Here is an 11,126-nt window from a genome sequence, read left to right as displayed (position 1 = left end):
AAAGGGCGGATTTAAAAAACTTTCTAAAACGCAACGGTCACAAAATACAAAAACGGGACGTTCAAAATTACCACCGATAACATAGAAAAAAAGAAACGCACCCATTTTATGGATGCGTTTCAAAACCTGATTCTAGGCCCTAATTAAAGGATAAACTAGAGGAATACTTCAATGCCACCGCGGCACTTTTCCCAAGCCGGATTCTTCTTGCACAAGAGTTCAATCATCTTGTCATAAGTAGCCGTGTTGGAGAAGCCCTTCCACAAGCGACGTTCCACGGATTCACCGGAATCCTTGTCGATTGTCGTGATGGTATCGTAGTAGTTCGTGTTGTCCTTGAATTCAGAAATCAAGATGTTCTTCAAGTCGTCCGTGTAAATGCGGGATGCATACTTGAGGATGGAATCGTTGAAGTTGAGTTCGTTTTCGACGAGCCATTCGAAGTCCTGGATCGGATTGCCGTAGATGAGCCAGTGACGGAGAGCGAGAGCGACCACAAGGTCCTTCACTGCACTGCGGAAGATGAACTTGTCTTCGAGGCGGCCGTTCCACGTGATGCGGGTCAGCGGGTTATCGTCGTTAGCTTCGATAGACACGCCCTTACCCGGAGTGACCTTGCGGATCTTAATCGGGAGACGGCTAAGGAGCTGCCATGCCTTCGTGAAGGCGATGGTCTTGCGGACAAAATCCTTTTCCTTTTCAGGGGCAACGCGCACAAACGCACCGAAGCAGCGCTGGTAGAGCGTTTCCTTATCGAAGATGCAGTCGCTGGAGCGGCATTCGCTGAGCTTGCCATCCATCATAAAGAGAGTCTTTGCAAGTTCCGGACGCATGCGGACTTCGAGCTTACGGGTACGGGCCTTGAGGCGGACACCGTCCTTATAAACGTAGGTAAATCCTTCTTCCTGGTAACGCTGCCAAATGAAGAACTGCAAGTCGTCAGCAGCACGCAGATGGTAGCTGAACACCGGGTTCTGGCGGTTGTTAGCCATGGTCACCTGGTTCAAGAAGTTGTCGGCGCCCTGGTACGGCACAACGACCTTCACGAGCACCTGCGGATTCACCGGATGCTTGCTCTTCTTGGCATACTGTTCGTACGTAAAGAGAGACTGAGCACCGTTGATGATCTTCGGACGTTCAATGAAGAGCACCTTCTTGCCATCGCGTTCCTTGAGACGCAGGTCATCACCCGTAAGGGTCATACCGTTGTGGAGGAACGGGAAGTCATCGACGTTCACGTTCTTGTCGTCATTCCTTTCCATCGTCTGGAAGGCATCGATAAGAGCGGCGTTCGTATGAGTGAGGTTACCGAGGTAAGTACGGATGTTAGAGCTTACAATCGCCATGTTATGCTTGGTCTTGAGGCGCTTACCAAGAGCAACATGGTAGTCAAAAATCGTGCGGATCGGGCAGAAGCCGAGGAAGAGCTCGCCATGATCCGATGTGAGGTGGAGCGGTTCGGAATCCATCTCGATTTCAAGCTTGTCATCTGCGCTACGGAAGTCACGAGTGAGGTCATCGTGTTCGGCAATGATTTCGAGCTTTGCCTTGACATCAGCCTTCCAAAGCGTGAGCTTGCGGCGCATATCCTTGAGGGTACGTTCGAGTTCGGAGTCCGTGATATCGCGGCTAGCGCGAGTGCGGAGCACCGTAATTTCGAGCGTTTCCATGTACGGGCGACTTGCAGGGGCATCCACATCTTCTTCCGTTTCTTCATCGGAAATCTTGTTGACTGCCCACGGATCAGCTTCTTCGCGGAGCGAGAGGAAGAACGGATTGGTCGGGTCGCTAGTGCGGAACACGGCAATCTGGAGTTGCTTCAGATCGGCGTTCAGGTGTGCGACAACCTTTTCGAGCGGAGTATCTTCGTCCAAGAAGATGAAGAATTCCATGAAGCCCTGTGAATACTGGAAGCCGTGGAAGCATCCATTTTCATCTAGGTTCAGATGCCGGAGTGCCTTAATTCGATCGTTAGGGTCGTTAGGGTTTAAGCTCAAGAGGCTAGCGACAAATGCTAAGCGGCGTTCCTGCGATTTTGTTAGTTCCATTTTTTCCTCAATAATTACACTGCAAGACCAATATACAATAATATTATATATTGGAGTATTTCCGTAATTCGCACCCTAAAAATAGCTTCAAATCTTAAGATTTGCGTGCAAAAAAAGATAAAACTTGCAATTTTTTGCCACAAATGCTTATTTTTAGTGAACAATTGTATAGCAAATATAAAAAAAAGGACATTTTTTCGAGAATTCCGTGTCATCAGCCCTCCAGAAAAACGAACTTGACATTCGGGTTCTCCTCCCCCATTCTTGCATTTTTTTGTGTTTTTTTCGTTCTCTTTTACGTTTTTAGAAACAAAAAAGCTATGATTTAAACATTAGGAGTCTTTTTATGAATTTACTAGATGTTATAGCGAAAGCAAAAAAAGAAAAAGCAAAGACGTTGGACTTGTCTCAGAAGGGCCTCCGCCTGCTGCCCCCCGAACTTTTCGAAATTGAATCCCTCGAGGAACTGAACCTCGACCGCAACATGCTCGTCGAAATTCCCGACGATATCGGCCTTTTGAAGAACCTCAAGAGCCTTTCCGTGAGCGAAAACGACCTCATGGAATTGCCAGAATCCATTGGTGAACTGACGAATTTGGAAAATCTCTATCTCGGTTACAACAGCCTTTCGGACCTGCCGGAATCGGTAGGCAAGCTCGTGAACCTCCAGACGGTGAACATTGCTAAGAACCAGCTCCTGGATTTGCCGCTCGAAATCGGCAACTGGCAGAAGGTGTTCAAGCTCTCGCTCCACGACAACATGCTCTCCGAAATTCCGCCGACCATCGGCAAGATGAAGAGCCTCGTGAAGCTCTACCTCGACAACAACGAACTTACGACCATCCCGGCAACGCTTTCGCACCTCGAAAACCTCGAAATTCTCATGGTCTCGGGCAATCGCTTGGGCGCTATTCCGTCTGAATTCAGCAACCTAAAGAACCTCCGCGAACTCGTGCTCGACGCAAACCAGCTCGCCACACTTCCGGAAAGCCTTGCCGAATGTGACAACCTCAAGACAATCTCCGTCATAGAGAACCCGATGGAAGAAGGTATCCCGCGTGTACTCCTCGACAAGAAAGGTCTGAGCATAGACCAGTAATTCGGATTTCAGAGTTCGGAATTAGGAATTTGAAATCACGAAATATCCAATTGTCATTCCCGGCATAGTCCGGGAATCTCCTTTTTAGGAGCATTCACAAACCAAACGATTAAAGGATAAAGTCATGAAAACCCGAATAATGTTTGCTGTCTTGCTCCTGAGCTTACTCGGATGCTCGGATTTTATCCATCCGGTCAAAAGTACCCCCGACCCCACAGAATATTCCTTTAACTATTGGCTCCTGCAAAGGCAATATCTGTACGAAGATGAACTGGTCAACTTGGACGAAGACGGAGATTCCGTACAAACACTCTACAATACACTTAGTGACCGGTTCACAAATTACACTCCCCCCTCAAAAAGTGAAATTGTCGGGCAACAGATAAGAACAAGCATCATCATCGGCGGAGATATCGGGCTTCGCTACTATAACTTGACCGACAGGGAACACCCCATCTATATCAGCCGCGTTTATCCCAAAGCTCCAGCCGGGAGAGCAAACGTTCCTCGGTATGGAAACATCCTCAGCGTAAACGATTACGATCTCGTCGGTTCAAACGCCAAGGCTGTTTACGATTCCATTTTAAGTACCAACAAGAATATCAACTTGCGTATTGCCTATAGAGGCGACACTACAGAATACAAGCTCGAAAAAGAGATTGTCTACGCACCGACCGTTTTTGTCGACACGTTATTTGAGGATTCAGCCAAAGGCTATCCGGGCATCGTCTTTGTCAGTATCGAAATATTCAAGGACACCACCGAAGACAAAAAACATGGTTCTTACGGGGAACTCAAAGCTTATCTAGACTCCACAATTTCGGACAATCACGTCCGTGTTCTCGATTTGAGAAGCAACCCAGGCGGAAGCGTCAAGCAATGCGTCAACATGGCTGACCTATTCGTCAAGGAAGGAACACTTTCCACAAACAATTGGCGTTCGATGGATGCCAATGGAGATTCCCGAAAATCAACAACGACATTCAGAGCAAAGGCTGGTGACCCAGGCGAGCAAGGTAAATTCATGATCCTTGCAAACGGAGGCTCTGCAAGTTGTGCAGAAATATTCATTGCTGCAGTCATAGAAACAACGGACATCCCGTTCGTAGGCTCCAAAACATACGGCAAGGGAATTGGACAAACGAATTTTAAGACATACGCAGGTGGACTTGCAACAATTACCGACCGTGAATTTTTAACCCCTAAAGGAAACAACTACCACCTCCAGGGAATTTTCCCCAAATACGAATGTAGCGGAACCGTTTACGAAAACTGCGTCGCCCAAGTTGCAAATAAGCTTTATGGCGTCAAGATTCCAACGCAAGATGAATCCCTGGCCAAACGCGCTTTTGAATTTACAGAGAATAAATTTTCGAGTTTAGAGGGAGGAGCTTTAGAATGGGAAAATTCGGACTTTTACATCAAGGCATTCGAAAAAACGCGTCCATAATTGCTGCTATTGCAGCGGCTGTCATCACGAGTTTTGGCATTACCGCATGTTCTTCTGACGATACTGTTGCCCCATACAATGGACTGAATGCAAGCATGGGGACTCCAGAGTTTCAGCAGAATTACATGAACCTCTTTTACCTGTACATTGATAAGGACAAATATCTTCGCAACCCCACAAGCTATCTAGGAAGGGTCGATACCGAAGCAATGCTCGACAGAGGTATTCCTTGGGATTATCATGATATTTATTACATGTACGCCCAAATGAACGACCTTTACACATATTATGTGGACCCGTCGCGAGCCATGAGTCTGTTGAGCACATGGATGAGTTCCGAGCAAAAAATCGATGCAGGATTCGAACTTGATTCGGCCTACATTCCCGAAAAATATGTTGTCAAGAAAGTCATAGAAAAGTCCCCCGCTGATATTGCAGGAATCAAAGCCGGAGACGAAATTGTCGAAATCGAAGGCGTTTCACCGATATCTTCTACAGTATTTGACCGTCTGTCGGTCGCGTCCGAAGGTGATGTCATAACCTATACCATCAAGCGAGACTCTACAAACAAGACCATTCCAGTGACTATTGAACCATACAGTTTGCCTACAGTAGAGCTTTCGTTCAAAGATTCTATTCCCGTCATCAAGATCAACGAATTCGTTCAAGAGACCTCTAATGATTCAGGGACATTCGGTGAATTTGTCCATTATCTCCATGAAACAGAAAAATACAAGACAACCATCATCGACTTGAGAAATAATGGAGGCGGGGACGTATCACAGTGCATTGCCATGTCTCAGCTTTTACTTTCTAAAGGCGATACCGCCATAGGAATTTACTCAATGGTTCCTGACACAGTTCACAAGAAGCAGGCGTCAAAAACGACCTTCTACATTAACGAACGTGACGGCATTTTCAAAGACAGATACTTCGTATTCCTTGCAAACGGCTTTACAGCAAGCTGTTCCGAAATCATGATTGCAAGCGTTGTCTCTAACAAAAAATATCCAGTTGTCGGTTCAGTAACCTACGGAAAAGGCATCGGACAAACAAGCTTCTACACGCGCTCTTACGCCCTTGTATCTATTACCAGCATGAAAACCATAGACAAGCATGGAGAATCATATCACAAGTATGGAATCGTTCCTGATTTTGCAATCCTAGACGATGCTATAGCGCTTGATAAAGCAATAGCACTTGCCAAGGAACAAAACTATGTGAGAGTCGCCGGATACGGAACCACCAATACAGGGCACTTTGCCAAAGCGGCTATGGAACCCGATACCATGCCGGGATTTTTCCACTTTTCTAAAGAATACAGCGCAGATATCAAATTAAAGTATTAAGTTGCTAGTAACAAGCAACTTAATATGATACTGATTTTGATTAGATAAAAGATTTATTTCAGCACGCGCATACGGACCATGACGTCCGTATCGTTGACCTTGACCGCCGGCGATGCAAGCGTGAGTTCGATTTCCTTGCGGATATCAGCCACCTGCTTCTTGAGGCGGGCCATGCGATTACCTTCGAGCTTCGGCGTTGCAATCATAGTCTTCTTGGCCGGGTTCATCCAGTTGCCTCGATTGTCCTTGAAACCCAAGTGCAAGTGCGGACCTGTGCTGCGACCCGTAGAACCAACCTTACCGATTACCTGACGCGGAGCGACCTTCGTGCCGACATTCACGCCACGCACGGAGAGGTGCATGTACCAGCTCTCGGTATTGTCCCTGTGGCGGATAGCAATCTTGTTACCGCTCAAGTCATCGTAACCAGAAACAGTCACGACACCAGCAGCAACCGCATAGACCGGTGAGCCCTTGGGGCTACCATAGTCGATACCGTGATGCACCGTGCGACGGCCAGTAATCGGGTGGATGCGGGCACCATACGGGCTCGTGATATGCAAACGGTCAAGCGGATAGCGGAGACCTTCGAAAATGAGCGCTTCGCCCTTTTCAGTGTAATGGGCGTTAAACGTACTCTTCGGATCCGGGTCTTCGTAGCGGAATGCTTCGTGATGGCCAACCGTGTAGCCGTTAAATTCAGCGTAAAGCACCTTACCGCTAATCCAGATAGAGTCTTGATAGAACTTTTCTTCGAGCAAGATGCGGAACTTGTCGCCCGGGCGTGCGAGCTGGAAAGAGACCTTGCACTGCAAAACGGCGCTCACGACACCCACCATGCGGCTAGGAATGCCGACCTTATGCAAGATGCCGCTCAACGTGCTCCCGTTTTCCAAGGCGCCCTCAAAAACAGACTGACGGATCGTTACAGGCTTGTCAATGCGGCTATAGGCAAAACCAGAATCGACCTTGCTCAACATGTGAACCGTAGCCGGGTTCGGCGCAAAGCGGAAACGCTGGACATCGCCAGCAGTATCGAGAGCGGCATAAAACACCTGCCCCACGCGGAGTGCAGCAAGTTCAACGGAGTCCTGCAAGGCAATCACAATCTTGCCACGTTCTTTTTCGTTGATGTTCATGCGGTATAGCACCTGGAAAAGTCCATCGCCCGCACGAACGGTATCGTTTTTCACAATCCATTTCGAAGTCGCCACTTGAGCTTTTGCAATCAAGGCCTTTAACGAATCGGCCGTCGCTTCAAGTTTTGCTTTTTCTTGCGTCAACGCGTCAATTTTTTTCTGTTCATTACATCCGGTAAGCGCAATAATTGCAACACACAGCAAAAAGAAAAATCTGGACATAATCACCCGCTCTTAAAATTTCAAAAGCAAAGATAAAATTTTTTACACCACCAACGAGATGGCGATCCCGGCACTAGGGCCGGGATGACAGCGCAAAAAAAATACCCCGCGCGGGTAGGCGCGAGGCATTCAAATTCAAGCGAATTGCTTAAGATTACTGCTTAGCAGGTTTCTTAGTCGGCTTCTTCTGATCCGGCTTAGCCTGTTCTGCCGGCTTTTCAGGAGCGATCACTTCCAAAAGTTCCATTTCGAACTTGAGGACGGAGTTACCCGGAATAGCACGGTTGCCATGCGGACCGTAAGCGAGGTCGCTCGGGATCCATGCGATAACCTTTTCGCCGACCTTCATGAGCTTGAGCATTTCCGTCCAGCCCGGGATTACAGCAGTAACCGGGAATTCGAGCGGCTGGCCACGATCGACAGAGCTGTCGAACTTTTCGCCATTGAGGAGCGTACCAGTGTAGTGAACCTTGACCTTGTCTTCGTCGGTCGGAGTTGCACCTTGACCTTCAGTAACAATCTTGTACTGGAGACCAGATTGCGTAGTCACAACGCCTTCGGCAGTCTTGTTCTGAGCGAGGAATGCTTCGCCTTCAGCCTTGTTCTTGGCAGCTGCGATGCTATCCTTTCTTACCTTTTCGGCCTGACGATCAGCAGAAAGCTTGTTGAGCGTTTCCATGATAATGGAGTCGTTCATCAAGTACTTGGCAGAATCGCTATTGTAGCGTTCCTTGAAAGCCTGAATGAAGAGGTCGAGGTCGAGATCGATGGAATCGCGAGTTACCAACTGGAAGCGTGCCTGGTTACCGAAATGAGCACCGAGAGCATAGCTATACTTGTCCTTTTCAGTAACAAGCGAAGTCTTTTCGGTAGATGCAGTTTTGCACGGTTCGCAACCAGTCATAAGCATGGCAAGAGCGCCAGCTGCAACAATCAATTTAGTCTTCATGTTTATCCTCTATGAAAAAATAGACTTCTTTAAAATAGTAAAACATTTCCGTTAAAACTTACAATAATTTTCTTTTTACCTTTACATTTTGTATATTTTCAGCTAACAATCAGTATACCAGGTTTACTATGTGCGGAATTATTGGATATAACGGTAAAGCCGAAGCTCTGCCGATTCTTGTCGAAGGACTCAAGAAAATGGAATACCGAGGCTACGATAGCTCTGGTGTAGCAGTCATCGACCATAATCAAATAAAAGTTGTCCGTGCATCGGGAAAAATCAAAGCTCTCGAAGACAAATTAAAGAACACCCCGATTAAGGGTTCTGTGGGCATTGCTCATACCCGTTGGGCCACCCATGGTGCACCTACCGAAGCAAACGCCCATCCGCATACAAGTTTCGACGGAAAGATTTCTATTGTCCATAACGGCATTATCGAGAACTACGCAAGCCTCAAGGCAAAGCTCATCTCCGAAGGTATCGAATTCAAATCTGAAACTGATACCGAAGTTGTGGCACACCTCATTGCCCGCTATTACAATGGTGATTTGAAGACAGCCGTCCTCAAGGCACTCAAACAAATTGAAGGTACTTTCGGCCTTGGTGTTATCTGTAATGAAGAACCGAATGTTTTGATTGGCGCCCGCCGCGGAAGTCCGCTTATCCTCGGTATCGGTAACGACGGTGACTTTTACCTCGCCAGTGATGTTTCGGCCATTATCAACCACACGCAAAAAGTCGTTTATCTCGATGACAATGACGTTGTCCAAATCAAAGACAGCGGTTATTCCATCGTCAACATGAGCAGCCACGAAGTGCAACGCGAAGTCCAAGACGTGGAATTCGATGCAGACGCCGTGGCCAAGGGCGGATTCCCGCACTTCATGCTCAAGGAAATTTTTGAACAGCCCGAAGTGCTCCGCAACACCATGCGTGGTCGTTTGCTCACCGCCGAAGGTAACGCAAAACTTGCGGGCCTCGACACAAATATCAAGGAACTCCGCAACATCAATCGCATCATCATCACCGCTTGCGGTACAAGCTACTATGCAGGCATGGTCGGTGAATACATGATTGAAGACCTGGCTGGCGTTCCGGTCGAAGTCGAATACGCTTCGGAATTCCGCTACAGAAACCCGATTATCAAGCCGGGTACGCTTGTGCTTGCCATTTCGCAGTCAGGCGAAACCGCAGACACGCTCGCCGCACTCAAGGAAGCCCAGCAGAAGGGCGCAACCGCTCTTGCTATTTGTAACGGCGTCGGTTCCACAATCGCACGAACAAGTGATGGCGGTGTTTATCTGCATGCCGGTCCCGAAATCGGCGTGGCCAGCACCAAGGCATTCACAAGCCAGGTTGTCGTTCTTGCCATGATTGCACTTTTGCTCGGACGCCAGCGCAGACTCAGTTTTGAAACAGGTGCCGACATCGCGAAGGACCTTTTGGAACTTCCGGATCTCGTCACCGAAACACTCAAGCTTTCTGACAGTATCGCCGAAATTGCAAAGACACTCTGCAAGGCAAACAACTTCTTGTACCTCGGTCGCCACTTCTGCTACCCGGTCGCCATGGAAGGCGCCTTGAAGCTCAAGGAAATCAGCTACATCCATGCAGAAGGCTACCCCGCTGCCGAAATGAAGCACGGCCCGATTGCCCTTATCGACGAGAACATGCCGGTCGTGGTAATCGCTCCGAAGGACGCGCTGTTCGACAAGATTATCAGCAACATCCGCGAAATCAAGGCTCGCGGTGGCAAGGTCATCGCCATCACAACAGAAGACTGCCACCCGCTCGACGAAATCGCAGACCATATTATCACGGTCCCGAAGACCCGCCCGATGCTCATGCCGATTCTCACTTGCATTCCGCTCCAGTTGCTCGCTTACCACATCGCCGTGTTGCGCGGAAACGACGTAGACCAGCCGAGAAACCTCGCCAAGAGCGTGACAGTGGAATAATAGGTCTTAGGGTTTTGCCACAGTTGGCAAAGCCAAAAGCTTAAAGCGCAAGCCCCTCCCTGACGGGAGGGGTTTCGCGTTACATATAAACTCAAAATATATGTTAAAAAACACTAGTTCAATATCGGGGCAAGAAAAATCCCTTTATACACTTCTTATTACGAACACATACTTGGATATGGTTTTTATCCCCAAATTGAGTTCCTGGATAAGCAGGAACTCCTTCAGTAAATGCACCGCGAACAGAATCAAAGTAAGGGATATCCTCCGCGATATCATTTACTGAATGAACATGCTCAATCAAAAAGCAATCAAGAAACCTCAGAACACCACTAGGATTAGGCATTCCTTTTAAATCCGTATTTTGCGGAACAGAGGTTCCCATCCTCTTTAGATCTAGGAGAAATTCAGGATAATCCATAGAAAGCAATTCGATAAAATGCTTGTCAGTTAAATCAAGACATTTTTCCAACGTATAGACTACACCAATTGCAAACGGTTCCTTAAATTTCGGGTAATGATTACTTGCCCAATCTAAAGCTCTATCGTAGTTATTTTCCCACACATAGAATCCATGACCAAGCCATTCGTAATCATGAGCACTCATGTGTATGCGATTAGGATGAAGAATTAAATCTATCCCAACATTCTTTTCGCAACCATGAAAACCAATATATAAATTAGGACGGTCCAAATAGATATCGTCCATACAAGGTCTATCCTTTAGGCGTTTGAGCCTGGATACACCTACGATAAAAAGCAGTCATTCTGCCCGTCTTTGTGAGAATTCCCGCTCTTTGCAATCGGCGAAGAGCAGCCTCCCTTGAATGATCCATCGTTTCAATGGCATGCATTGCGTTTTTGATTAAATTTTCAGTCATAATTATACCTCTATACCTCAAATATACAATA

8 protein-coding genes are annotated in these 11,126 nt (G+C 47.4%); 4 read left to right on the top strand and 4 right to left on the bottom strand.

Going from position 1 to position 11,126, the window contains the following annotated elements; genetic code table 11:
* Positions 1 to 155 precede the first annotated feature (155 nt).
* Complete coding sequence (locus BUA34_RS06195) at positions 156 to 2,048, bottom strand: AIPR family protein (protein WP_072827861.1); 1,893 nt, start codon at positions 2,046 to 2,048, stop codon at positions 156 to 158.
* Positions 2,049 to 2,394: 346 nt separating this feature from the next.
* Here BUA34_RS06195 and BUA34_RS06185 point away from each other — a divergent pair, with 346 nt between their 5' ends.
* The 3 genes from BUA34_RS06185 (at position 2,395) to BUA34_RS06175 (ending at position 5,946) form a co-directional block, all read left to right on the top strand.
* On the top strand, positions 2,395 to 3,147 hold the full coding sequence (locus BUA34_RS06185) for a leucine-rich repeat domain-containing protein (RefSeq protein ID WP_072827859.1): 753 nt from the start codon (positions 2,395 to 2,397) through the stop codon (positions 3,145 to 3,147).
* Positions 3,148 to 3,271: 124 nt separating this feature from the next.
* Positions 3,272 to 4,597: a S41 family peptidase gene (locus BUA34_RS06180; RefSeq protein ID WP_072827858.1), complete on the top strand. Its 1,326-nt coding sequence runs from the start codon at positions 3,272 to 3,274 to the stop codon at positions 4,595 to 4,597.
* A complete protein-coding gene (locus BUA34_RS06175) occupies positions 4,546 to 5,946 on the top strand; it encodes a S41 family peptidase (RefSeq protein WP_083579745.1) in 1,401 nt (466 codons plus the stop codon). Before BUA34_RS06180 ends, BUA34_RS06175 begins: the two co-directional genes overlap by 52 nt.
* 53 nt (positions 5,947 to 5,999) lie before the next feature.
* On the opposite strand, the gene BUA34_RS06170 is transcribed toward BUA34_RS06175, so the two are convergent.
* Together BUA34_RS06170 and BUA34_RS06165 are read right to left on the bottom strand one after the other, a co-directional pair.
* Positions 6,000 to 7,307, bottom strand: coding sequence for a M23 family metallopeptidase (locus tag BUA34_RS06170; protein ID WP_072827857.1), 1,308 nt, complete (start codon positions 7,305 to 7,307; stop codon positions 6,000 to 6,002).
* Between the two features lie 154 nt (positions 7,308 to 7,461).
* Positions 7,462 to 8,256, bottom strand: a complete 795-nt coding sequence (locus BUA34_RS06165; RefSeq protein WP_072827856.1) for an FKBP-type peptidyl-prolyl cis-trans isomerase — start codon at positions 8,254 to 8,256, stop codon at positions 7,462 to 7,464.
* Between the two features lie 128 nt (positions 8,257 to 8,384).
* On the opposite strand from BUA34_RS06165, the gene glmS reads away from it, so the two are divergent.
* Positions 8,385 to 10,214, top strand: coding sequence for a glutamine--fructose-6-phosphate transaminase (isomerizing) (gene glmS, locus BUA34_RS06160; RefSeq protein WP_072827855.1), 1,830 nt, complete (start codon positions 8,385 to 8,387; stop codon positions 10,212 to 10,214).
* A gap of 118 nt (positions 10,215 to 10,332) precedes the next feature.
* Here the strand turns inward: glmS and BUA34_RS06155 are convergent, their stop codons facing one another.
* The gene (locus BUA34_RS06155) at positions 10,333 to 10,923 is read right to left on the bottom strand and encodes a hypothetical protein (protein WP_072827854.1); all 591 of its coding nucleotides are present in this window, start codon (positions 10,921 to 10,923) and stop codon (positions 10,333 to 10,335) included.
* Positions 10,924 to 11,126: the final 203 nt, after the last annotated feature.

Source organism: Fibrobacter sp. UWB12 (genome assembly GCF_900142485.1).
Lineage (GTDB): Bacteria > Fibrobacterota > Fibrobacteria > Fibrobacterales > Fibrobacteraceae > Fibrobacter.
This window is presented reverse-complemented; position numbering and strand designations above follow the sequence as displayed.

Excerpts from the sequence above, each read along its gene's own strand:
- glmS (WP_072827855.1), top strand. The coding sequence starts at position 8,385 with ATGTGCGGAATTATTGGATATAACGGTAAAGCCGAAGCTCTGCCGATT.
- BUA34_RS06170 (WP_072827857.1), bottom strand. The coding sequence starts at position 7,307 with ATGTCCAGATTTTTCTTTTTGCTGTGTGTTGCAATTATTGCGCTTACC.
- BUA34_RS06180 (WP_072827858.1), top strand. The coding sequence starts at position 3,272 with ATGAAAACCCGAATAATGTTTGCTGTCTTGCTCCTGAGCTTACTCGGA.
- BUA34_RS06185 (WP_072827859.1), top strand. The coding sequence starts at position 2,395 with ATGAATTTACTAGATGTTATAGCGAAAGCAAAAAAAGAAAAAGCAAAG.
- BUA34_RS06155 (WP_072827854.1), bottom strand. The coding sequence starts at position 10,923 with ATGGACGATATCTATTTGGACCGTCCTAATTTATATATTGGTTTTCAT.
- BUA34_RS06195 (WP_072827861.1), bottom strand. The coding sequence starts at position 2,048 with ATGGAACTAACAAAATCGCAGGAACGCCGCTTAGCATTTGTCGCTAGC.
- BUA34_RS06175 (WP_083579745.1), top strand. The coding sequence starts at position 4,546 with ATGGGAAAATTCGGACTTTTACATCAAGGCATTCGAAAAAACGCGTCC.
- BUA34_RS06165 (WP_072827856.1), bottom strand. The coding sequence starts at position 8,256 with ATGAAGACTAAATTGATTGTTGCAGCTGGCGCTCTTGCCATGCTTATG.